25 protein-coding genes and 2 riboswitches are annotated in these 22,407 nt (G+C 66.1%); of the genes, 14 read left to right on the top strand and 11 right to left on the bottom strand.

The features are described from left to right. Positions 1–83: 83 nt before the first annotated feature. Positions 84–202: riboswitch (SAM riboswitch) on the bottom strand. A gap of 235 nt (positions 203–437) precedes the next feature. Continuing rightward, positions 438–2,675 (top strand): NADP-dependent isocitrate dehydrogenase, encoded by a 2,238-nt coding sequence (locus AWC31_RS25830; RefSeq protein WP_085146810.1) that lies wholly within the window; start codon positions 438–440, stop codon positions 2,673–2,675. Between the two features lie 46 nt (positions 2,676–2,721). On the opposite strand, the gene AWC31_RS25835 is transcribed toward AWC31_RS25830, so the two are convergent. Continuing rightward, positions 2,722–3,552 (bottom strand): epoxide hydrolase EphH, encoded by an 831-nt coding sequence (locus AWC31_RS25835; RefSeq protein ID WP_085146812.1) that lies wholly within the window; start codon positions 3,550–3,552, stop codon positions 2,722–2,724. A gap of 90 nt (positions 3,553–3,642) precedes the next feature. On the opposite strand from AWC31_RS25835, the gene AWC31_RS25840 reads away from it, so the two are divergent. After that, positions 3,643–4,434, top strand: a complete 792-nt coding sequence (locus tag AWC31_RS25840) for an exodeoxyribonuclease III (RefSeq protein WP_085147317.1) — start codon at positions 3,643–3,645, stop codon at positions 4,432–4,434. On the opposite strand, the gene AWC31_RS37985 is transcribed toward AWC31_RS25840, so the two are convergent. After that, entirely contained in the window at positions 4,421–4,687 is a 267-nt protein-coding gene (locus tag AWC31_RS37985) for a hypothetical protein (protein WP_234817017.1), read from the bottom strand. The two genes, AWC31_RS25840 and AWC31_RS37985, sit on opposite strands and share 14 nt — an antisense overlap. Between AWC31_RS37985 and AWC31_RS25845 the strand changes: the two genes are divergently transcribed. Beyond that, positions 4,571–4,909, top strand: coding sequence for a nucleotidyltransferase family protein (locus tag AWC31_RS25845; RefSeq protein WP_234817014.1), 339 nt, complete (start codon positions 4,571–4,573; stop codon positions 4,907–4,909). The two genes, AWC31_RS37985 and AWC31_RS25845, sit on opposite strands and share 117 nt — an antisense overlap. After that, positions 4,809–5,147, top strand: coding sequence for a HepT-like ribonuclease domain-containing protein (locus tag AWC31_RS25850; RefSeq protein WP_085146816.1), 339 nt, complete (start codon positions 4,809–4,811; stop codon positions 5,145–5,147). Before AWC31_RS25845 ends, AWC31_RS25850 begins: the two co-directional genes overlap by 101 nt. Positions 5,148–5,175: 28 nt before the next feature. On the opposite strand, the gene AWC31_RS25855 is transcribed toward AWC31_RS25850, so the two are convergent. Then, positions 5,176–5,793, bottom strand: coding sequence for a TIGR03086 family metal-binding protein (locus tag AWC31_RS25855; protein ID WP_085146818.1), 618 nt, complete (start codon positions 5,791–5,793; stop codon positions 5,176–5,178). Between the two features lie 78 nt (positions 5,794–5,871). Between AWC31_RS25855 and AWC31_RS25860 the strand changes: the two genes are divergently transcribed. Genes AWC31_RS25860 through yhjD form a run of 3 tightly spaced genes read left to right on the top strand, consistent with a single transcriptional unit; the run spans position 5,872 to position 8,349 of the window. Beyond that, positions 5,872–6,267: a MarR family winged helix-turn-helix transcriptional regulator gene (locus AWC31_RS25860; RefSeq protein ID WP_085146821.1), complete on the top strand. Its 396-nt coding sequence runs from the start codon at positions 5,872–5,874 to the stop codon at positions 6,265–6,267. A gap of 25 nt (positions 6,268–6,292) precedes the next feature. Beyond that, complete coding sequence (trpS, locus tag AWC31_RS25865) at positions 6,293–7,309, top strand: tryptophan--tRNA ligase (protein WP_067842970.1); 1,017 nt, start codon at positions 6,293–6,295, stop codon at positions 7,307–7,309. A 20-nt stretch (positions 7,310–7,329) separates the two neighbouring features. Continuing rightward, positions 7,330–8,349 carry an inner membrane protein YhjD gene (yhjD, locus tag AWC31_RS25870; RefSeq protein ID WP_085146823.1) on the top strand — a complete coding sequence of 340 codons (1,020 nt, stop codon included), beginning with the start codon at positions 7,330–7,332 and terminating at the stop codon, positions 8,347–8,349. A gap of 86 nt (positions 8,350–8,435) precedes the next feature. Here the strand turns inward: yhjD and AWC31_RS25875 are convergent, their stop codons facing one another. Continuing rightward, positions 8,436–8,753: a DMT family transporter gene (locus tag AWC31_RS25875; RefSeq protein ID WP_085147319.1), complete on the bottom strand. Its 318-nt coding sequence runs from the start codon at positions 8,751–8,753 to the stop codon at positions 8,436–8,438. Between the two features lie 12 nt (positions 8,754–8,765). Next, positions 8,766–8,829: riboswitch (guanidine-III (ykkC-III) riboswitch) on the bottom strand. Between the two features lie 61 nt (positions 8,830–8,890). Here AWC31_RS25875 and AWC31_RS25880 point away from each other — a divergent pair. Next, positions 8,891–9,709, top strand: coding sequence for a nitronate monooxygenase (locus AWC31_RS25880; RefSeq protein WP_085146826.1), 819 nt, complete (start codon positions 8,891–8,893; stop codon positions 9,707–9,709). Between the two features lie 77 nt (positions 9,710–9,786). Continuing rightward, positions 9,787–10,134 (top strand): hypothetical protein, encoded by a 348-nt coding sequence (locus tag AWC31_RS25885; protein WP_133060226.1) that lies wholly within the window; start codon positions 9,787–9,789, stop codon positions 10,132–10,134. On the opposite strand, the gene AWC31_RS25890 is transcribed toward AWC31_RS25885, so the two are convergent. The 6 genes from AWC31_RS25890 to AWC31_RS25915 form a co-directional block, all read right to left on the bottom strand. Further along, positions 10,118–11,359: a glycosyltransferase gene (locus tag AWC31_RS25890; RefSeq protein WP_085146830.1), complete on the bottom strand. Its 1,242-nt coding sequence runs from the start codon at positions 11,357–11,359 to the stop codon at positions 10,118–10,120. The two genes, AWC31_RS25885 and AWC31_RS25890, sit on opposite strands and share 17 nt — an antisense overlap. Continuing rightward, positions 11,356–11,985, bottom strand: coding sequence for a TetR/AcrR family transcriptional regulator (locus tag AWC31_RS25895; RefSeq protein ID WP_085146832.1), 630 nt, complete (start codon positions 11,983–11,985; stop codon positions 11,356–11,358). Before AWC31_RS25895 ends, AWC31_RS25890 begins: the two co-directional genes overlap by 4 nt. A gap of 111 nt (positions 11,986–12,096) precedes the next feature. After that, positions 12,097–13,314, bottom strand: a complete 1,218-nt coding sequence (locus tag AWC31_RS25900; protein WP_085146834.1) for a D-alanyl-D-alanine carboxypeptidase family protein — start codon at positions 13,312–13,314, stop codon at positions 12,097–12,099. Positions 13,315–13,382: 68 nt separating this feature from the next. After that, the gene (locus AWC31_RS25905) at positions 13,383–14,369 is read right to left on the bottom strand and encodes an SMP-30/gluconolactonase/LRE family protein (RefSeq protein WP_234816994.1); all 987 of its coding nucleotides are present in this window, start codon (positions 14,367–14,369) and stop codon (positions 13,383–13,385) included. A gap of 71 nt (positions 14,370–14,440) precedes the next feature. Next, on the bottom strand, positions 14,441–15,826 hold the full coding sequence (locus AWC31_RS25910; RefSeq protein ID WP_067842997.1) for an aspartate aminotransferase family protein: 1,386 nt from the start codon (positions 15,824–15,826) through the stop codon (positions 14,441–14,443). Next, positions 15,823–16,338 carry an Lrp/AsnC family transcriptional regulator gene (locus AWC31_RS25915; protein WP_067843000.1) on the bottom strand — a complete coding sequence of 172 codons (516 nt, stop codon included), beginning with the start codon at positions 16,336–16,338 and terminating at the stop codon, positions 15,823–15,825. Before AWC31_RS25915 ends, AWC31_RS25910 begins: the two co-directional genes overlap by 4 nt. A gap of 122 nt (positions 16,339–16,460) precedes the next feature. Here AWC31_RS25915 and AWC31_RS25920 point away from each other — a divergent pair, with 122 nt between their 5' ends. The 4 genes from AWC31_RS25920 to AWC31_RS25935 all read left to right on the top strand — a co-directional run bounded on the left by AWC31_RS25920 (position 16,461) and on the right by AWC31_RS25935 (position 20,839). Further along, positions 16,461–17,951, top strand: a complete 1,491-nt coding sequence (locus AWC31_RS25920; RefSeq protein ID WP_085146838.1) for a gamma-aminobutyraldehyde dehydrogenase — start codon at positions 16,461–16,463, stop codon at positions 17,949–17,951. Between the two features lie 82 nt (positions 17,952–18,033). Further along, positions 18,034–19,377 (top strand): NAD-dependent succinate-semialdehyde dehydrogenase, encoded by a 1,344-nt coding sequence (locus AWC31_RS25925; RefSeq protein ID WP_085146840.1) that lies wholly within the window; start codon positions 18,034–18,036, stop codon positions 19,375–19,377. A 23-nt stretch (positions 19,378–19,400) separates the two neighbouring features. After that, complete coding sequence (locus tag AWC31_RS25930; RefSeq protein WP_067843010.1) at positions 19,401–20,309, top strand: sigma-70 family RNA polymerase sigma factor; 909 nt, start codon at positions 19,401–19,403, stop codon at positions 20,307–20,309. Then, positions 20,306–20,839 carry a PPOX class F420-dependent oxidoreductase gene (locus tag AWC31_RS25935; RefSeq protein ID WP_409371574.1) on the top strand — a complete coding sequence of 178 codons (534 nt, stop codon included), beginning with the start codon at positions 20,306–20,308 and terminating at the stop codon, positions 20,837–20,839. The genes AWC31_RS25930 and AWC31_RS25935 overlap by 4 nt, the downstream gene beginning before the upstream one ends. Here AWC31_RS25935 and AWC31_RS25940 read toward each other — a convergent pair. Beyond that, on the bottom strand, positions 20,784–21,371 hold the full coding sequence (locus AWC31_RS25940) for a carboxymuconolactone decarboxylase family protein (RefSeq protein ID WP_085146842.1): 588 nt from the start codon (positions 21,369–21,371) through the stop codon (positions 20,784–20,786). The two genes, AWC31_RS25935 and AWC31_RS25940, sit on opposite strands and share 56 nt — an antisense overlap. 136 nt (positions 21,372–21,507) lie before the next feature. Between AWC31_RS25940 and AWC31_RS25945 the strand changes: the two genes are divergently transcribed. Then, on the top strand, positions 21,508–22,359 hold the full coding sequence (locus tag AWC31_RS25945; protein ID WP_067843016.1) for a type IV toxin-antitoxin system AbiEi family antitoxin: 852 nt from the start codon (positions 21,508–21,510) through the stop codon (positions 22,357–22,359). Positions 22,360–22,407 lie beyond the last annotated feature (48 nt).

The following is a 22,407-nucleotide window of genomic DNA, read 5'->3' on the forward strand; positions in this document are numbered from 1 at the left end:
GGCGGACACCAACAGGTCACGGACAACAGCACATGGATGGCCTCCATCAGGTTTCCCTGTCTCTCTGGGGGCCCGAACCTACGGACCCGCGCTTGCCTTACAGCCGCAACGGCTGCTCAACCTGGTCATCACCCGGGGCACCCCACCGCGGTTGGAGGGTTGCCGGCCAGCAAGCCGGGGCTTGACGCTGGCGCTCATGACCGGCCTGCAGCTTATCTCACGCGCCTCATCGGGTGCCAGTGGGATGGCTTCCGGGGCGTCGTGGCGCGCCCGTTCTGGTTACTGACGAGTAGCCAATGTTGGATGCTCGCGCGCCATTCGGCCCTTGTAGTGTTGCGTTCGCGAGCCAACGCTCGGCACTGCTTGACGTGCGCCCACAAGGCGCGCGAAGCGAAGTTCGGCAAGATCTGACCGAAAGTGACGTCGGGAGAACATCAATGAGCGCCCAGCAACCGACCATCATCTACACGCTGACCGACGAGGCGCCGCTGCTTGCGACGTACGCCTTCCTGCCGGTGGTCAGCACTTTCGCCGAAGCGGCCGGTATCGACGTGAAAACCAGCGACATCTCCGTCGCGGCGCGAATCCTGGCCGAGTTCAGCGACTACCTGACCGACGAGCAGAAGGTCCCGGACAACCTGGCCGAGCTGGGGGCGCTGACCCAGGACCCCGAGGCCAACATCATCAAGCTGCCCAACATCAGCGCCTCGGTGCCGCAGCTGCTCGCCGCGATCAAGGAACTGAAGGGCAAGGGCTACAACCTGCCCGACTACCCCGGCGAGCCGAAGAACGACGAAGAGAAGGCCATCAAGGATCGGTACGCCAAGGTCCTCGGCAGTGCGGTGAACCCGGTACTGCGCGAAGGGAACTCGGACCGGCGCGCCCCCAAGGCCGTCAAGGAGTACGCGCGCAAGCACCCGCACAGCATGGGCAAGTGGTCGCAGGCATCGCGCACGCACGTCGCGACCATGAAGAAGGGCGACTTCTACCACGGCGAGAAGTCGATGACGCTGGACCGTGACCGCAAGGTCCGCATGGAGCTGGTCACCAAGCGCGGCGAGACGATCGTGCTCAAGCCCGAGGTGAAGCTCGACGACGGCGACGTCATCGACAGCATGTTCATGAGCAAGAAGGCCCTGTGCGAGTTCTACGAGGCCGAGATGCAGGACGCCTACGAGACCGGCGTGATGTTCTCGCTGCACGTCAAGGCCACCATGATGAAGGTCAGCCACCCCATCGTGTTCGGCCACGCCGTCAAGGTCTTCTACAAGGACGCGTTCGCCAAGCATCAGAAGCTGTTCGACGAGCTCGGCGTCAACGTCAACAACGGCCTGTCCGATCTCTACAGCAAGATCGAGTCGCTGCCGGCGTCGCAGCACGAAGAGATCATCCGGGACCTGCACGCGTGCCACGAGCACCGGCCCGAGCTCGCGATGGTCGACTCGGCCAAGGGCATCTCGAACTTCCACTCACCCAGCGACGTGATCGTCGACGCGTCGATGCCCGCGATGATCCGGCTGGGCGGCAAGATGTACGGCGCCGACGGCCGCACCAAGGACACCAAGGCCGTCAACCCGGAGTCCACCTTCTCGAGGATCTACCAGGAGATCATCAACTTCTGTAAGACCCACGGCCAGTTCGACCCGACGACGATGGGCACCGTTCCCAACGTCGGTCTGATGGCGCAGAAGGCCGAGGAGTACGGCAGCCACGACAAGACCTTCGAGATCCCGGAGGACGGCGTGGCCAACATCGTCGACAACGACACCGGCGAGGTGCTGTTGACGCAGAACGTCGAAGAAGGCGACATCTGGCGCATGCCGGTCGTCAAGGACGCCCCCATCCGCGACTGGGTGAAGCTGGCCGTCACGCGGGCGCGGCTGTCGGGCATGCCGGTGGTGTTCTGGCTCGACACCGAGCGTCCGCACGAGGCCGAGCTGCGCAAGAAGGTCAAGACCTACCTCAAGGACCACGACACCGAGGGCCTGACCATCCAGATCATGCCGCAGGTGTGGGCCATGCGGTACACCATCGAGCGCGTGATCCGCGGCCAGGACACCATTGCCGCGACGGGCAACATCCTGCGCGACTACCTCACCGACCTGTTCCCGATCCTCGAATTGGGCACGAGCGCCAAGATGCTCTCGATCGTGCCGCTCATGGCCGGTGGCGGGCTGTACGAGACCGGTGCCGGCGGTTCGGCTCCCAAGCACGTCCATCAGCTCGTCGAGGAGAATCACCTGCGCTGGGATTCGCTCGGCGAATTCCTCGCACTGGGCGCGAGCCTCGAAGACCTGGGCAACAAGTCCGACAATCCGAAGGCCAAGCTCTTGGCCAAGACGCTCGACGCGGCGACCGGAAAGTTGTTGGACGAGAACAAGAGCCCGTCACGCAAGACCGGCGAACTCGACAACCGCGGCAGCCAGTTCTACCTCGCGCTCTACTGGGCGCAGGAGCTCGCGAACCAGACCGAGGACAAGGAACTGGCCGAGCACTTCGCACCGCTGGCCAAGTCGCTTGCCGAGAACGAGGAGACCATCGTCTCCGAACTCAACGAGGCACAGGGCAAGCCGGTCGACATCGGCGGCTACTACTACCCGGACCGCGAGAAGACCGCCGCGGTGATGCGGCCGAGCAAGACCTTCAACGAGGCGCTCGCGTCCGCGCAGGGCTGAGGTTTACGGTGCCCCGCCCCGGCAAGACAGGGGCGGGGTTTCCGATCTAACCGGTAGCCCGGGCCGGGTCGGTGTGAAGCTCGATGAAGTCGGTGATCAGGTTCGTGATCCGGTCCGGCGCCTCGAACATCGGGACATGTCCCACGCCGTCGAGCCGGGTTATCACCGATCCCTTCGGCAGGTGCTCGATGAAGTGCCGGGTGAACCGCGGCTCGGGCAGCACGCGGTCTTTCTCGCAGATCACCAGATGCGTGGGCGTGCAGGAGTTCGGCAGTTCCATCAGGCCCGCGGTGGTCAAGGCCTTGATCATCAGCTTGTAATAGGCCGGGCAGTGCGCCAGGTCCTCGATCAGGTCGGCCCGGTCGCTGTCGTTGAGCACGTCCGGCGTTGCGCTGACGGCCAGGTAGGAGATCTGGCGCGTGAGCGGCAACCGCTGGAGCCGCTGGCCAAGGAGGGTTGTCGCGAGCACGATCGGAAGCCCCGCCAGGAATTTTCCGATGATCTCGTACTTCGCCAGGGTGAAGCGGGTCCAGCCACCGGCGGGCGCGATGCCGGTGAGCGTGCGGGCCCGGCCGCGGCGCTCCAGTTCGAACGCGACCCAGCCGCCCAGTGAGTTCCCGACGATGTGGGCTGTTGTCCAGCCCAGTTCGTCGAGTTGCCGCTCGACATCGTCGGCCAGCGCCCTGACGTCGAGCAGGAACGGAGCGGGCGCACCGCCGTTGTGACCTGCCATGGTCGGGGCGAACACCTCGTAGCGGCCGGTGTTCGCGAGCTGCGGGGCGACGTACTTCCACACGCTCTGCGACAGGAGGAAGGGGTGCAGCAGCAGGATCGGTTCGCCCGATCCGAGATGGATGGGTGCGCGACGTTCGGCCATGACGCCCGAGATTAAGGTGATACCGCCGGTACCGCAAGTGGCCTGTCGGGGCGGATCGGTAGGGTCTGCGCCGTGGCTTCTCCGGGTTCGCTGACCGTCAGCACCATCAACGTCAACGGCATCCGCGCTGCGGTCAAGCAGCGCTCGACCGAAAACCTCGGCCTGCTGCCGTGGTTGAAGGAAACCGACGCCGACGTGGTGTGCCTGCAGGAGACCCGGGCCGACGACGAACAACTCGCCGATGCGTTGGCGCCTGCGCTGGCCGACGGCTGGAATCTCGCGTCGGCCGATCCGCATCTGAAGGGCCGCAACGGCGTCGCGGTGCTGTCACGCCATCCGATCGACGCCTCGCGATTGCTGGTATCCGACGAGTTCGAGGCACATGGCCGCTATCTCGAGGTCGACACCGCGGGCACCACGGTGGTGAGCGTGTACTTCCCGACGGGCGAGGCCGAGACCGACCGCCAGCTCGAGAAGGAGCGGTTCATGGGCACGGTCGCTGCGCGGATGGCGCTGCTCCTCGCCAATGATGCTGTGGTGTGCGGGGATTGGAACATCGCGCACACGGAGAACGACATCAAGAACTGGAAAGGCAACGTCAAGAAGGCCGGCTTCCTGCCCGCCGAGCGGGCATGGCTGACCGAGTTGTTGGCCACCGGCTGGGTCGACGTCGTACGCGTGCTGCATCCCGACGTCGCCGGGCCCTACAGCTGGTGGTCATGGCGCGGCAAGGCATTCGACAACGACGCCGGCTGGCGCATCGACTACCGCCTCGCGAGCCCCACCCTCGCGGCCCGGGCGACGGCCGCTCGCGTCGACCGGGCCGAGGCCTATGCGCTGCGCTGGTCGGACCATTCGCCGGTGACCGTCACTTACGGCTGACGACGCGCCCGTAATACATCGTCGTTCGTCTGGACGTAGGTTTGTCGGGCAGAATTTCGTGTGGAGGTGGCAGACCGTGCACGAAGTGGTCGAGTCGAAACGACACGAGATCGAGGAGCTGTGCCGCGAACTGTCGGTGCGGCGACTTGATGTCTTCGGCTCGGCGGCCGGTGATTCGTTCGACGCCGACTCCAGTGACGTAGATGTGCTTGTCGAGTTCGACCTGAGCGCTGACTTCGACTACTTCGATCATTACTTTTCGCTGAAGGAAGGTCTCGAGCGAATCCTCGGTCGATCGGTTGACGTCGTAACAGTGGGAAGCATCAAGAACCCGTACTTCAGGCGGCACGTCATGGCGACACGGCAAGTCGTCTATGCCGCGCGACCCAAAGAAGTACCTCTGGGATGCTCAGCACGCGGTGACACTCGTCCGTCAATTCAGTGCGGGAAAAACGTTCGAGGATTACACGGTTGATGCGTTACTCCGTTCTGCTGTCGAAAGGCAGCTGGAGATCGTTGGAGAGGCGCTCAACCAGTTATCAAGAATGGACGCGTCGCTCGCGGCCACGATCCCCGAGCTCCCGCGGATTGTGGCGTTTCGAAATATTTTGATCCACGGTTACGCCGAGGTTGATGACGCCCTGGTGTGGCAGATCGTCACCGACAAACTGCCCGATTTGATGACGGTGCTCAACGAGCTTCTCGGCGGCTGAGCAACATTGAGGTCTGCCTGACCGTCACCTACGGCTGACGCCAGTCCGGGCGCCGGCCGAGGTGGGCGAGGATCCGCTCGAAATCGGTTGTCGCGTGGGCGTTCACAGCGCGCCCGAAGGGTGCGCCCGCGGTTTCGCGGAAGTCGCCGTCCGGGATCGCCTCCACAAGCGGCAGGACCGCGGCGATGACGTCGTCGGGCAGGTCGTAGGGGACGCCCAACGCCGCCGCGACATCCCAGCCATGCACGACGTAGTCGACGAAATGGAATCCGAACGCGAGCGCGCCGGGAAACGTCGCATTGGGTCCGAATTCGGGTAGGGCGAACGTCGCCTCGGTGACGCCATCGGTGGCGAACGCGTCGAGGACGTCGTGCGCGGCCGCGGCGTATGCGCCTTTCGGGTCTGCGCGCACCGCGCCTGCGACGGTCTCAGGTCGCCAGACCGCTTCGTCCGAACCGTTGCCGCGCGCGGCCGCCGCGAACCCGCGGTGCTGGACGGTCATGTGGGCGAGCAGGTCGGCGAGATTCCAGTCCGCGCACGGAGTGGGTCGATCGAGGTCGGATGCGGCGACGGTGTCGACCAGGTCGATGGTGCGCAGGACGGCAATGCGGTGGTGGGGGCGGATGTCCGCGTCAATTGTGTGCATGCGCTTACGATAAGCTCAAGCACATAATTGTGCAATGCCTACCATGACGTGGTGCCACGACGTCCTGACCTGGCAGCCATGCTGGCCCCGCTGCTGCGCGAGCTCATCGATGCCGAGATGCCGGTGCTCGAGGCGCACGACGTGACGATGTGGGGCTACGTCGTGCTGTGCGCGCTGGACCGGTCGTCGATGCGCACGCAGGCCGCGCTCGCCGAGGCGATCGGCGCCGACAAGACGCGCATCATCCGCACGCTCGACGAACTGCAGCAACGCGGGCTCATCGACCGTCAACCCGACCCCGATGACCGCCGGGTCCGGCTGTTGGCGATCACCGCCGCCGGCCGTGACCTCAAGGATGCGGTGCAGGCCGAGATCCAGCGCGGCGAGGAGCGATGGCTCGGTGAACTGACCACCGACGACCGGAAGGCGTTCCTACGGGTGCTGGCACAGCTGACCCGCGAAGAAACCGGATGACACCAGTGCGAAAATCGAATACATCATGACTAGCGGAAGCAAACAGGTCGTCTTCTCGGGCGCCCAACCCACCTCGGACTCACTTCATCTCGGCAACGCATTGGGCGCGGTGACGCATTGGGCGCAGTTGCAGGACGGCTACGACGCGTTCTTCTGCGTCGTCGACCTGCACGCGATCACCATTCCGCAGGATCCCGAAACGTTGCGCCGGCGCACCCTGGTCACCGCCGCGCAGTATCTCGCGCTGGGCATCGATCCGGCCCGCAGCACCGTGTTCGTCCAGAGCCATGTGCCCGAACACACCCAACTCGCTTGGGTGCTGGGCTGTTTCACCGGCTTCGGCCAGGCGTCGCGCATGACGCAGTTCAAGGACAAGTCGCAGAAGCAGGGTGCGGACGCGACGACCGTCGGCCTGTTCACCTACCCGGTGCTCATGGCTGCCGACGTGTTGCTCTACGACACGGACGTCGTTCCGGTCGGCGAGGATCAGCGGCAACACCTCGAACTCGCCCGTGACGTTGCCCAGCGGATCAACGCCCGGTTCCCGGACACCTTCGTGGTGCCCGAGGCGATGATCCCCAAGGCAACCGCCAAGATCTACGACCTGCAGGACCCGACGGCGAAGATGAGCAAGTCCGCGGCAACGGACGCCGGCTTGATCAGCCTGCTCGACGATCCCAAGGCAACGGCGAAGAAGATCCGCTCCGCGGTGACCGACAGCGAACGGGAGATCAGGTTTGACCCGCAGGCCAAACCGGGTATTTCCAACTTGCTGACCATCCAGTCCGCAATCACCGGAACCGATATCGAGAAGCTCGTCGAGGGGTACGCCGGCCGCGGGTACGGCGATCTCAAGAAAGACACCGCTGAGGTGGTCGTCGAGTTCGTCACACCCATCAAGACACGGGTCGACGAACTGCTGGCTGACCGGGCCGAACTGGAATCGATTCTGGCTGCGGGAGCGGATCGCGCAAAACAGGTGTCGGGCAAGACTCTCGCACGCGTCTACGACAAGATAGGGTTTCTTCAGCAAACGTCGTAAGCGCCAGGGGAGGGTCGGCGGTGGACGAGCAGGAGAAACCGGGGATTCTCGATCGGCTGCGCGCCCGTTATCCGTGGTTCGACCACGTGATGCGTGCCCAGCAGCGATACACCGACTGCAACGGCAACTTCTACGCCGCCGGGATCACCTACTTCACGATCTTCGCGTTGTTCCCGTTGCTGATGGTCGGGTTCGCCGTCGCCGGTTTCCTGTTGTCCCGCCGGCCCGAACTGCTTTCTGAGATCGAGGACCGGATCCGCGGCGCGGTGTCCGGCGATCTGGGCCAGCAACTCGTGACGCTCATGAACTCGGCCATCGATTCGCGCGGCACCGTCGGCGTGATCGGCCTCGCGACGGCGGCCTGGGCCGGTCTGGGCTGGATGGCAAACCTACGTGAGGCACTCAGCCAGATGTGGGAGCAACACCATCAAGAGGGCGGGTTCGTCGGCAACAAGCTCTCGGACCTGCTGGCGCTCGTGAGTGCGTTCCTCGCCATGGTCGTCACGATCGCCCTCACCGCACTCGGCGATCCGGCTTTGATGCGCCGGGTGCTGGAGTGGGTCGGCCTCGGCAATCTCGCGGGCATCACCGGCGGGCTGCGGATCGTGTCACTCCTCGTGTCGATCGGGATCTCCTGGCTGCTCTTCACCTGGATCATCGCCCGGTTGCCACGCGAGTCCGTCCCGTTCCGCAGTTCGATCCGCGCGGGTCTGCTCGCGGCGGTGGGCTTCGAGATCTTCAAACAGGTGGCGTCGATCTACCTGCAGTCCGTCCTGAGCGGGCCCGCGGGCGCGACGTTCGGCCCGGTGCTCGGTCTCATGGTGTTCGCCTATATCACCGCACGGTTGATCCTGTTCGCCACCGCATGGGCCGCGACGTCCAGGGAAAGCCTGGAGGCCGCGCCGGTCGAGCCGCCGGACCCCGCCCTGATCACCACCCGCGTGCAGGTGCGCGAGGGCGTCGGTCTGCCCGGTGTCCTGGCCGCGGCCGCTGCGGGAGCGGTTGGAGCACTGGGCTTTTCACGGTTCATTCGGCGCTAGCGATTGCGATTTCCCGCCCATTGTCACGCCAGAGTGACGCCGGCGTTCGGCAGCCACTCCAACGTGACAATGGTGCGATCACGGCGCTAGTGGCTGACGACCTTGAGGCCGACGATGCAGCCGACCACGCCGAGCATGAGCAACACCTTGATCACTGACGCGGATTCACCGCCGGTCAACATCGCATAGGTGACGGTCAACACCGCACCGATACCGACCCAGACCGCGTAGCTCGTGCCCGGAGGCAGGCTTCGCATCGCGATGGCCAGGCCGATCATCGACAGGATCAGGGCAACGCCGAACACCACGGATGGTCCGAGCTTTGTGAAGCCCTCGGTCTTGCTGAGCGCAGTCGCCCAGACCGCTTCCAGAACGCCTGAGACGACGAGAATCAGCCAAGCCATGACGCACCTCCCAAGGCCCGTCTTGTCGCTGGCCGGGTACGGTGCCGCCTCGTCCGGTGCCATGTGCTGGCGACATTCATTGTAACAACGACGTAACATGCCTGGCTGTGACCTTGGCAACCACTTGGTCGACGGCCATGGGCCTCGACGTACCGATCGTCAACGCACCGATGGGCGGGGCCGCAGGAGGCCGGCTGGCCGCCGCGGTGTCGACCGCGGGCGGTCTCGGCATGGTCGGGATGGGCAGCGCCGCCACGCCTGACCAACTGCGACGCGAACTCGCGATCCTGCAAGGCCTCGACCGCCCCTTCGGCATCGGCCTCGTGCACTGGGTGATGGTGGACCGGCCGGAGCTGTTCGAGATCGCACTGGCCGCTCAGCCAACCCTGCTCAGCGTCAGCTTCGGCGATGACTGGGACTGGGTGCGTCGCGCCCACGATGCCGGAGTCAAAGTCGCCACGCAGGTGCCCACGGTCGACGCGGCGCGTCGTGCCGTCGATGCCGGTGTCGACGTCCTCGTGGCCCGCGGGGCCGAGGGTGGCGGGCACGGTGAACCCAAGGCCGGCACGTTGCCGCTCCTGGCCGAGGTACTCGACGCGGTGGAGTTACCGGTGCTGGCCGCCGGCGGGATCACGTCACCGCGCAGCGTGGCCGCGGTGCTCGCGGCCGGCGCCGCCGCGGCCTGGCTGGGCACCGTATTCACCACGTGCGCCGAGGCGTTGACGCCGGACGCTGCTCGTGACGCGCTGTTGGCGGGCACCGAGACCGAGCTCACCCGCGAATTCGACGTCGCAGCCGGATATCGTTGGCCGCCAACAATTCCCGAGCGAGTGCTCCGCGGTTCATCGGTCAACGCCGGGCAGGGTGTCGGGATGGTGAACCAGGCACTGCCGGCGGCGGAGGCAATCGAGCGGCTCTGCTGGGGCGCCGAAGCGCTGTTGCGGCGGTGGCTCTAGACACTCGCCGAACGTTGGCTTGTGTTCGAGATCTCGCGGAAAATTCGTACATAAGCCAACACTGGGCGAGGAGGACTATGTCGGGAAGACCGCCGTCCAGACTTCGGCTGGCTCTGGTGGGCGCCGTAGCCGCCGTCGGCTTCGCACCCCTGGCCGCCGCCATTGTCGCTGCGGTGTACCGGTTTCCGATCCCGTTCGCCGAGTATGTGACGGGTGTCGGCGGGATGCCCGCGGCGGCGCTGGCATCGGTGTTCTACCTTGCGCTGGGTGGCTTCGTCGTTCTTGGTGCGTTTGGCGGCGCGGCCGGTGCGTTGTTGGCTAGGACGGCCGCAGCCACGCGCCATGCCGTCGCGGCGTCTTTTGCGATCGCTGTAGTCGGCGCGCTGTCCTTGGCCCTACTCGAATACGTCATCGGGCCATGGTGAGCTCTACGATCTGTACGACCTTGCCGGCACCGTCTTCGGCGTCCAGGGCATCGGCGAGGCGCCGCGCATTCTCTTTGAACCTGCTCTGCGACAACGCCTTACGTATCGCGGCTGTCAAGGCGTCAACTGTCAGCCGACGTGACGAGATCGGTTCAGGCCCAACGCCGAGCGCGAAAAGCCGCCTGGCCCAGAACGGTTGGTCGCCGTAACCGGCGGGTACGGAGACGGTCGGGATGCCGGCGCGTAACCCGGCTGCCGCGGCGCCCGCGCCACAGTGGTGGACGACGGCAGCAGCGTGCGGGAAGAGCCAGTCGTGTGGCACGTCGCCGACGGCGATCACGTCGTCTCCGGACACGTCGAGCCCGGCCCAGCCCGCCTGGATCACACCGCGGACGCCGGCGGATCGAACCGCTTGTGTGACAAGGTCGGACAGCCGCTCGGCCTCGGCCTTACTGTTGACGGTGCTGCCGAAACCGATGACCACCGGAGCCCGCCCCGCCTGCAGGAAATCCGCGAGATCGGCGGGCGGTTGCCACCCGGCCGGGCGGGCCGGCCACCAGTAACCGACGACGTCGATGCCTGGCCGCCAGTCGGCAGGCCGCGGCAGGACCGTGGGCGAGTAGCCGTAGAGAATGGGCCACTGCGCTTCGGTGCGGCGGCGTCGCAGTGCCCTCGCCGACGCCTTCGGCAGACCGAGTTCGTCGCGAAAACCGTTGACCGTCTTGTTGTACACCCGGTCGATCACCACTTCGCCGAGCCGGGCGGCCGACTTGTTCCCGTAACGCCCGGCGCTCCAGGCGCCCAGCACGGCAGGCGGATGGTCCGCGGTGGCCGACAACGGCTGCAGCCGAACGCCGACGCTCGGGATGTCGAGCGCCTCGGCGAGCGGATGGCCGACCAGTTCGGCGAACGGCGAGAGCATCAGCAGGTCGAGCGGCTCGTCGCGCAACGCGGCAAGCACATCCTCGCCCAGCGCCCGCATGCCGCTTGGTGCGAAAAACGTCGCCATGGCCTTCGCGGCCTCCCGCGGCGCGACGTCCGACAGATCGGCGGCGTGGTCGTCCAGCCCACGAAACTCCAAGCCGCAGACGGTCACAAGGTCGGTGAACGCCGCATACGCGACCACGATGACGCGATGCCCCGCCTCTTGCAGGCGCACGCCCAGTCCGGTGAGCGGAGCGACGTCGCCGCGGCTTCCGATGGCGATGATGCCGATGGTGCTCATGGCTCAGTCGCCCGTTCGAAGAGTGCGACCACCTGTTCGCCGTAGCCGACGACGTCGTAGTCGGGATCGCGGGCATATTCGGCGGCGGCGCTGTCGAGCGCACCACGCAGCGCGTGCTTCATGAACACCGGTGACAGTTCGCGGAATTCGCCGTTCTTGAGACCGTCGTCGAAGATCGTCTGGGGATCCAGCGCGGCGAGGTCGCCGGTCGGCGGATGTTCTTGTACGGCCTTGGCGGCCGCTTGATCCAGCCGCAGGCCGTTCTCGTCACGGAAACCGGCCATCAGCTCGAGCATCGCGACCGCGGTCGACCGGTTCGCGGCGATAAACGCGATGTTGGTCCGAATATAGGCCGCTAGCTTGGCCGACGCGGACGTCTCGGCGACGACGGCGGGCACGATCGCCGCCGCACCGCGCTCGAAGATGTCGACGAACACCGCCTCGATGATCTCGGCTTTGGTCGTGAAGTGGTACAGCACAACGCTTTTGGCGACGCCGATGTGTGCGGCGATGCGGGCGAGCGAGGTCTGGGCATATCCGGACTCCGCGATCACCTCGGTCGCCGCGTCGATGATCTGGCGGCGTCGAGCTTGTTCGGTAAACGTCTTCGCACGTTCCGACCGCATGGTCCGAGATTAGACCGATCGGTCAGATCTTGGCAAGACTCTTTGGCCGAGCAGACGCTCCGGTACCCGAAACAAGACGATGTCGGGTACCGGAGCGTCTGCTCGCGAAACTCAGCGGATGGCGCGGCGATTCAGTTGCCGGGCACCGAGGATCAGCATGAACACGATGATCGACCCGACGACGCCCACACCCACGCGCACCGGGAGCGCGTCGGCCGGTGGGATCACCCCGGCGGCCTGAGCTGCCGACGGCTCTTCGGGTTTGGGCGGTTTCAGCGACGGATCGGGGTCGACGAGCGTGCCGACCTTGGTGCCCGGCGCGGTCGCAAAGCCGTAATCGAGAAGGCGGGCGGCCTGTTCCCACGGCGCGATCGGCACCCGCGTGCCTCTCAGCAGAACCGCGACCAGGCGCCGGCCGTCGCGTTCGGCGGCGCCGACGAACGTCTGCCCGGCATCGTCGGTGTAGCCCGTCTTGCCGCCGAGGGCCCCCGGGTAGTTGTAGAGCAGCTTGACGTCGTTCTCGACCGGATACGGCGGATTGCCGTCGCGCCCAGGAAAATCGAATGACTTCGTGGCGACGATGTCGGCGAACACCGGGTTCTGCCAGGCGTAGCGGTAGAACAACGCGACGTCATAGGCCGAGGTGCTCATCCCCGGACCGTCCAAGCCCGAAGGGGTCGCGGCGCGGGTGTCACGGCCGCCGAGCTTGCCCGCAAGAACGTTGATCTTCTGCATGGCGGTGTCCATGCCACCGAGCTGGGCGGCCAACGCGTGGGCGGCGTCATTGCCCGAGTGCATCAGCAGGCCGTGCAGCAGGTCATTGATCGTGTACTGGCCGCCGGGGCCGACACCGACGCGGGTGCCCTCGGAGTTCGCATCGTCCTGAGTGCCGGCCACGCGCTTGTTGAGGTTCAGCTCGTTGAGCGCAGCCATGGCCACCAGCACCTTGATGACGCTGGCGGGGCGGTGCCGGCCGTGCGGATCCTTGGCGGCGATGACGTCGCCGGTGTCGAGGTCGGCGACCACCCAGGCTTCGGCGGACACGTCGTTGGGCAGTGGTGGCGTGTCGGCCGCGGTGATGACACCGCAACCCGACAGTGCCTCACCGCCAACAGTCTTGACGGGAACCGGCAGCGGTCCGGGCGTGGGATCACCCGGTTTCGGCACCTCGGAGGCGTCGACGGCAGGGGGTGTGGTGACGCGGTAGGCGCAATCGGGCGCCGGGTCGGCGCCTGCCACGCCGGCACCCATCAACGCCGGACCGGCCAGCATCGCCAGTGCCGCCAGCGCGCCCAGCCCACGCTGTGAAGTCCTCCGCAAGGTCGCCATCGTGTCCGAAGGTTAGGCGATCCGGCCCGGATTTCCGGTTTGCCACGCTGTGACAAGTGTGACTGGTGTTAAAGATGGGTATACGCGAGCGCCGGATACTCGATCGTCGACATCCACAGCCGGTCGCCCGACTCGCACACGCCCGTGACGACACCGAACTCCGGGTGCTTGCATCGAACACCGCTGACGGCCGCACCGCTATCGGGGTCTAACGCGACCACCCACACCTGGGATTTGATCCGGGGCTGAAGTGCTTGCGGCAACCGCCAGATCAGTTGACGCAGGAGGGGTGAACGGGGCGCGAGCTTTTCGGCGGCCGGATTGATCGGACTCACCAGGGCCACCCAGATGCGCCCGTCGGATCCGGTGGAGATGTTGTCGGGCATGCCCGGCAGATTCACGGCCAGGGGTGTGACCGTGCCGGCTTGTGGGCCCGTGAGCCAGTATTTGGAAAGTCGTCGGCCCTGAGTCTCGGCGAACACCAGCGCCGACTCGTCGGCGGTCGCCGTGACGCCGTTCGTGAAGTACAGCCCGTCGACGAGCGTGGTCACCGCGCCGTCGGTGCCGAGGCGGAACAGACTGCCGCTGCCGCGAGCCTCCAGGACCGCGGCGCCGAAATGCTCATAGTGAAACCGGCTCGTCGACTCCGTGAAATATATTGTGCCGTCCGCTGTTTCGGTAACATTCGAGCAGAACATCAGCGGGCGGCCCTGCACTGATTCCACCAGCGTGGACAGCATGCCCGTCGCCGGATCGAGCGCGAGCAGCCCGCGGTGGCTGTCACAGATCAACACACGCCCGTCACGGGCGACATGCATGCCGAGCGGCCGGCCGCCGGTTTCGGCGACGACGGTGGCGCCACCGTCGGGGGAGACCCGAACGATGCGTCCGTCGACCAACCCCGTCCACAGGTGCCCGTCGGCATCGGCGACGACGTCTTCGGGTCCGTCCCCTGGCATGGGCACGATGGTCAGCTCGGCCGGGCCGAACTCGGGAAGGTCGTCGACGGGCGGTGGCGTCCAGCGGACGGGATCGATCGGCGGTTTGCGTGACACGCCGATGACGCTACGCCCGAAATGAGAACGGCCGGGCGGATCTCCGCCCGGCCGTCCTGACATCTAGCCCTTTACAGCATCTTGCCCGCTTCGCTGAGCACGCCGTGCAGGATGTCGTAGATGGCGTCGAACTCGGCCTGCCCGCTGATCAGCGGCGGCGCGAGCTGCACGACTGGGTCGCCACGGTCGTCGGCGCGGCAGTACAAGCCCGCCTCCCACAGCGCGGGCGTGAGGAAGCCACGCAGCAGCCGCTCGGACTCTTCGTCGTTGAACGTCTCCTTGGTGGTCTTGTCCTTGACCAGCTCGATGCCGTAGAAGAAGCCCTCACCGCGCACGTCGCCGACGATCGGCAGGTCGTAGAGCTTCTCCAGGGTGGACTTGAACGCCGGCGCCATGGTCTTGACGTGGTCGTTGAGACCCTCACGCTCGAAGATGTCGAGGTTGGCGAGTGCGACCGCCGACGAAACCGGGTGTCCGCCAAAGGTGTAGCCGTGCCCGAAGGTGGTCTTGCCGTCGTTGAACGGCTCGAACAGACGGTCGCTGGCGACCATCGCGCCGAGCGGCGAGTAGCCCGACGTCAGGCCCTTGGCGCTGGTGATGATGTCAGGGACGTAGCCGAAGTCGTTGCACGCGAACATCGAACCGATCCGGCCGTAGGCGCAGATCACCTCGTCGGACACGAGCAGCACGTCGTACTCGTCGCAGATCTCGCGGACCCGCTCGAAGTATCCGGGCGGCGGCGGGAAGCAGCCACCGGCGTTCTGCACGGGCTCCAGGAATACTGCGGCGACGGTGTCGGGACCCTCGAACTCGATGGCCTCGGCGATGCGGTCGGCGCAGTAGCGGCCGAACGCCTTCTCGTCGTGCGCGTATTCCTCAGGGGCACGGTAGAAGTTGGTGTTCGGGGCGCGGAACCCACCGGGGGTCAGCGGCTCGAACGGGGCCTTGAAGGCCGGGATGCCGGTGATCGCGAGCGCGCCCTGCGGTGTGCCGTGGTAGGCGATCGAGCGCGAAACCACCTTGTGCTTACCAGGTTTGCCGGTCAGCTTGAAGTACTGCTTGGCCAGCTTCCATGCGCTCTCGACGGCCTCGCCGCCACCGGTCGTGAAGAATACCCGGTTGAGGTCGCCGGGCGCGAAAGAGGCCACGCGCTCGGCCAATTCGATCGCCGGCGGGGTCGCATAGGACCACAGCGGGAAGAAGGACAGGGTCTCGGCCTGCTTGGCGGCGGCCTCAGCCAGTTCCTTGCGGCCGTGCCCCACCTGAACGACGAACAGGCCCGACAGGCCGTCGATGTAGCTCTTGCCCCGGTCGTCGAAAATTCGTACGCCCTCGCCGCGGGTGATGATCGGCGGGGTGATGCCTTCCCCGTGCCGGGCGAAATGGCCCCACAGGTGGCGGTTTGCCTTGGCGCCCAAGTCTGTGGACGTCGCTTCAGTGATATCTACGCTAGTCATCGCGTTCCCCAATTGTATTGCTGCTTAACGAGTTTCAAGTAAACGAGGGTTTCGGTGGATATCACTCCCGGTAATGCGCGGATTTCGGTGTTGAGTAGTTCGAGCAGGCTGTCGTCGTCTTCGCAGACCACCTCGCAGATGGCGTCGAAGGAACCTGCGGTCAGCACGACGTAGTCGACCTGCTCGATGTGAGCGAGCTTTTCGGCGAGCTTGGTGGTGTCCCCGGTGCAGCGGATGCCGATCATCGCCTGGCGTGCGAATCCCAGTTGCATCGGATCGGTGACGGCGACGATCTGCATGACACCGGCGTCGACCATCCGCTGCACGCGTTGGCGCACCGCGGCCTCGGAGAGGCCGACGGCCTTGCCGATTCCGGCATAGGAACGGCGGCCGTCCTGCTGCAACTTCTCGATGATCGCCTTCGACAGCTCGTCGAGCTGGAAGGCACCCGGTCGAGAGTGGTTCACGCGCAAGGGGACGGGCGCCAGCTCGTGACCATCAGGGTTGGTCATGCACCGATTGTGCACGGAATCCGTCGTTTGGGGCAACCGTATCGATGAAATCGTTTGTTTGAGGGTGCCTATGCCAGTGGAATACGTAGCCGAACCCTTGAAGCATCGGTTAGCGTTGGGCCATGAGTGTGGCGGTGAATGTTGCGAGCAGTTGGATCAATGGTGCCCCGGCGTCGACCACTGGGCCTACCCATTCCATCATCGATCCGGCGACCGGGAACACGGTTGCCGAATATGCGTTGGGTACGCCCGCCGATGTGGACACCGCGGTAGCCGCGGCCCGGTCCGCATTGCCCGAATGGTCGTCCGCAACGCCCGCGGAGCGCTCGGCGGTGCTGGCCAAGCTCGCCAAACTGGCCGACGAGAACGCCGAGCAGCTGGTGGCCGAGGAGGTCAGTCAGACCGGTAAGCCCGTGCGGCTGGCATCGGAATTCGACGTGCCGGGCAGCATCGACAACATCGATTTCTTCGCGGGCGCGGCCCGCCATCTGGAGGGCAAGGCGAGCGCGGAGTACTCGGGCGACCACACGTCGAGCATCCGGCGCGAGGCCGTCGGCGTCGTCGCCACCATCACGCCGTGGAACTACCCGCTGCAGATGGCGGTGTGGAAGGTCATCCCGGCGCTGGCGGCCGGTTGTTCGGTGGTGATCAAGCCGGCCGAGATCACGCCGCTGACCACCCTGACGCTGGCTCGGCTGGCCACCGAGGCGGGGCTGCCCGACGGCGTCTTCAACGTCGTGACCGGGGCCGGCTCCGACGTCGGAACCGCACTGGCCGGACACCGCGACGTCGACGTGGTGACGTTCACCGGGTCGACGGCCGTCGGCCGCAAGGTCATGGCCGCCGCGGCCGTGCACGGCCACCGTACCCAGCTTGAGCTGGGCGGCAAGGCGCCGTTCGTGGTGTTCGACGACGCCGATCTCGATGCCGCGATCCAGGGCGCGGTCGCCGGGGCGCTGATCAACACCGGACAGGACTGCACCGCTGCCACCCGCGCCATTGTCGCCCGCGACCTCTACGACGACTTCGTCGCGGGCGTCGCCGAGGTCATGAGCAAGGTCGTGGTCGGCGATCCGCACGATCCCGACACCGACCTGGGGCCGTTGATCACCGCCGCGCATCGCGACAAGGTCGCGGGCATGGTGGCGCGCGCGCCCGAGCAGGGCGGGCGCATCGTCACCGGCGGTGCGGCGCCGGATCTGCCCGGGTCGTTCTATCGGCCGACGCTGATCGCCGACGTGTCCGAATCCTCGGAGGTCTACCGCGACGAGATCTTCGGTCCGGTGCTGACGGTGCGGCCGTTCACCGATGACGACGACGCGATCCGCCAGGCCAACGACACCGTGTACGGTCTCGCGGCCTCGGCATGGACCCGCGATGTGTACCGCGCGCAGCGGGCGTCGCGGGAGATCAACGCGGGTTGTGTGTGGATCAACGACCATATCCCGATCATCAGCGAGATGCCGCACGGCGGCGTCGGCGCGTCAGGGTTCGGAAAAGACATGAGTGACTACTCGTTCGAGGAGTACCTCACCATCAAGCACGTCATGAGCGACATCACCGGTGTGGCCGAAAAGGACTGGCACCGTACGGTATTCACGCGTCGGTCCTGATCGCTCTTGCAGCCCGGAGTTGAGCCGTATATAACTGCCGGGAGGGTTTTGTGGCATTAAACACAGCTACCAAGGACAGGGTATGAGTTTGTACGCAGTAATCGATCCGGCGACCGGCGACGTGGTGCGCGAGTACCCGACGGCCACTGACGAGCAGATCGAGCAGGCGCTGGCCGCCGCCGCCAAGGCCCACCGGGAATGGTCGAAGAACTCGACGGTGGCCGAGCGCGCCGCACTGATCAAGCAGGTCGCCAAACTGCACGTCGAGCGCCGGGACGAGCTCGCCGCGATCATTCAGCGTGAGATGGGCAAGCCGCTGGAGCAGGCGCTCGGCGAGGTGGATTTCAGTGCCGCGATCTATGAGTACTACGCCGACAACGCCGAGAAGTTCCTCGCCGACGAGCCGATCGAATTGCTCGACGGTGAGGGCAGCGCGCTGATCCGGCGCAGCTCGGTCGGCGTGCTGCTGGGCATCATGCCGTGGAACTACCCGTACTACCAGGTGGCGCGGTTCGCCGGGCCCAACCTGACGCTCGGCAACACCATCGTGCTCAAGCACGCCCCGCAGTGCCCCGAATCGGCCGCCGCGATCCAGCAGATCTTCGACGACGCCGGGTTCCCCGAGGGCGCCTACGTCAACGTGTACGCCACCAACGAGCAGATCGCCGAGGCGATCGCCGACCCACGCGTGCAAGGCGTTTCGCTCACCGGGTCGGAGCGTGCGGGTGCGGCGGTGGCCGAGATCGCCGGACGCAACCTCAAGAAGGTCGTGCTGGAGCTGGGCGGGTCGGACCCGTTCATCGTGCTGTCCACCGACGACCTCGACGCCACCGTCGAGGCAGCCGTCGCCGGCCGGTTCGAGAACACGGGCCAGGCCTGCAACGCCGCCAAGCGGTTCATCGTCGCGTCCGACATCTACGACGAGTTCCTGACCAAGTTCACGGACAAGGTGCTCGCACAGGCCGACGGACTGGCGCCGCTGTCCTCGGTGGCCGCGGCCGAGCGGCTGGCCGAACAGGTCGACCGCGCCGTCGCGGACGGTGCCAAGCTCGTGAAGGCGGGCGAGCGTAAGGGTGCCTACTTCCCGCCGGGCGTGCTGACCGAGGTCTCCACCGACTCGCCGTCCTACCGCGAGGAACTGTTCGGCCCCGTCGCCACGGTCTACAAAGTGGACTCCGAAGAGCAGGCCGTCGAACTGGCCAACGACACCCCGTTCGGTCTCGGCTCCTACGTGTTCACGACCGACGAGGAGCAGGCCGCGCGGGTCGCCGACCGCATCGACGCCGGCATGGTGTTCGTCAACGTCGTCGGCGCCGACGGCGTCGAGCTGCCGTTCGGTGGGGTCAAGCGCTCCGGCTTCGGCCGCGAACTCGGCCGCTTCGGCATCGACGAATTCGTCAACAAGAAGCTCATCCGCCGGGGGTAGACGGACCTACCTAGACTTGCGCCATGACCGCGAGCGCTCGGGTCGGTGAGTTCGAAGACCTACGGCCACATCTGCTGGCCGTGGCCTATCGGCTCACCGGCACATTCGCCGACGCCGAGGACATCGTGCAAGACGCCTGGATCCGGTGGCAGGCCAACCGCGGGGAGATCAACGACCTTCGCGCTTGGCTGACCACGGTGGTGAGCAGGCTCGGTTTGGACCGGCTCCGGTCAGCCGCGCACCGGCGGGAAACCTACGTCGGGGAGTGGCTGCCTGAGCCGGTCGTCACCGGGTTCGACGGCAACGATCCGTTGGCGGCAGTGGTTGCCGGCGAGGACGCCCGCTTTGCCGCCATGGTGGTGCTGGAACGCCTGACCCCCGACCAGCGCGTGGCGTTCGTCCTGCACGACGGCTTCGGTGTGCCGTTCTCCGAGATCGCCGACGTGCTCGGTGTCAGCGCGGCATCCGCGCGCCAGCTGGCGTCGCGGGCCCGCCGCGCGGCGGCCGACACCCCGCCGCCGGTGACCGACGACACGCACAACGAGGTCGCCGGAGCGCTCATGGCGGCGTTGGCTGCCGGCGACATGGAAGGCGTTGTGCGCCTTCTGCATCCGGACGTCACGTTCACCGGCGACTCCAACCGCCGGGCGCCGACGGCACCGCGCGTCATCAACGGGCCGGAAAAGGTCGCCCGGTTCCTGTTCTCACTCGCCCGCCGCTACGGGCCCAACTGGCTGGCCGGCACTCAGATGGTTCGGGTCAACGGCGAGCTGGGCGCCTACACACCGGGCGCGCCACCCGTCGACGGCTATCCGGAACTGATGCCGCGCATCACCGCGATGACCGTCCGGGACGGAAAAGTCTGTGCCGTATGGGATATCGCGAACCCGGACAAGTTCACCGGCTCGCCGCTGCGCGGTGGTGCGGCATGATGCCGACCGATCCGGGCAATCTCGGGCAGACGTTCGGCAGGTTCATGTTCCGCGGCATGGACAAGATGCGTCACCGCGACGCGTTCGGCATCGGCGAGCCGACGGCGACCGATTTCACCGGGTTCGACCGCTACCGCCAGATCGTGTTGGTGACGTTCAAGAAATCCGGCGAAGCCGTCCCGAGCCCCATCAACCACGGTGTCGCCGACGGCAAACTCTACGTCCGCACCGACGCGTCCACCGCCAAGGTCAAGCGCGTCCGCAACAACCCGAATGTGCTTGTGGTGGGCAGCAATCTGCGTGGCAAGCCCAGCGGCCCGGTGGTCGCCGGCGTGGCGCGCATCCTGCCCGAGGAAGAACACGCGCACGCCGACGCCGTCATCGCCGCCAACTGGAGCCTGCCGATGAAACTGTTCGAGCGAAGCCTCGACCGGGGCAGTCAAACCTTCGGTGTGGCAATGGCTTTCATCGAGATCACGCCTGCTCGGGCTGGTCGGCCCACGGAACCCGGCACGCATCCCCAGAGTTGAAACCCTGCTCGGTGATGCCCAGCGCCGAGTACATCCGCGCGCGCATGTTCTCGGTACCGATCTGATACGTCAGCTCGATGACGCCGTCGTCGCCGAACCGGCGGCGCAGATCGGCGACCTGCTCGTCGGAGATGGTGTGCGGGTCTTTCGTCATGGCGTCGGCGTAGGCGATCGCGGCACGCTCGTCGTCTGTGAACAACGGTGACGTCGCGTAGTCGTCGATCGACTTCAGCCGGTCCACGTCCAGGTTGTCGAGTCGCATGAGCATGGACCCGAAGTCCACACACCACGAGCAGCCGACGGTACGGGCCGTCCAGAACACCGCCAGTTCACGCACGTTGGCCGGCAGCTTCTTCGAGCCGCTTTCCAGCAGGCCCTCATGGGCGGCGTTGGCGATCAGCAGCCGCGGGTGGTGGGCTGCCACGGTGAACGGTTCCGGCACCTCACCGAACTTGCGCTTGGCGAAGCTGTACATCATGCGGGTCATCAGGCCGGCTTGTTTGGGGGGCAGGGGAGCGATTCTCGGTGTCATACCTGTCTGACGAGACAGCCACGCGATGTGTGACAGCCGAGCGTGAAGAAGATGGCGAGATTCCGGCCAAACCTCGCGATCTTCTTCACGTTGGCGGGCGATGGAACGGCACTGACCCGCGTTGCGTCCTACCTTTATGCCGTTTCTGGGTTCGGAGGCGTTGGCCGCGGGCAAGCTCAACCGATACCACCTGACCACCCGCTACGAGATGCTGCACCGGGATGTCTACGTCCCGCGCGGCGCGAAGCTGACCCCGGTCGACAAGGCCGTCGCGGCATGGCTGTGGTCGGGGCGACGCGCAACCGTGGCCGGGTTGTCGGCGGCCGCGCTCCTTGGATCGAAATGGATCGACGCCAGGCATCCCGCCGAGCTGAACCACTCCAGCCGGCACGAAACCGCTGGCATCGTCCTGCACAGCGACCGACTGACCGACGACGAGGTTCGGATGGTCCGGGGAATCCGGGTCACGACGCCTGCCAGGACTGCTTTCGACCTGGGCCGCAGGCCAGGATTGACGGAAGCCGTCGTGCGGGTAGACGCGCTGCTGCAGGCCTGTGATCTGAAACTTGTTGATATACAAGCGCTTGTCGATACCCACCGCGGCGCGCGCGGCCTCGTGCAGTTAAGACAGGTGCTCGACCTCGCTGACTACGGCGCCGAATCGCCGCAGGAGACCAGGCTCCGGTTGCTGTTCACCGAGGAGGGCATGCGACCCGACGAGACCCAGATCGAAGTGTTCGGGCATTGGGGTGAACTGGTAGGGCGCATCGATATGGGGTGGCCTGACTGGAATGTCGGCGTGCAGTACGACGGCATTCAGCACTGGACCGACCCGAGACAGCGGACAAAGGACATCGACCAAGACGCGGAATATCGCGAGCTCGGCTGGAACATCATCCGCGTGGGCAATGACCTGTTGCGCTATCGCCAACGCGCCATCATCACCCGTACCCGCGCGGCTCTGGAAAAAGCAGGGCGTCCAACGTGAAGAAGATCGCGAGATTCTCGAGGATTCTCGCGATCTTCTTCACGTTCG

Origin of the sequence: Mycolicibacterium wolinskyi, assembly GCF_002101965.1 — a bacterium.
Taxonomy (GTDB): domain Bacteria; phylum Actinomycetota; class Actinomycetes; order Mycobacteriales; family Mycobacteriaceae; genus Mycobacterium; species Mycobacterium wolinskyi.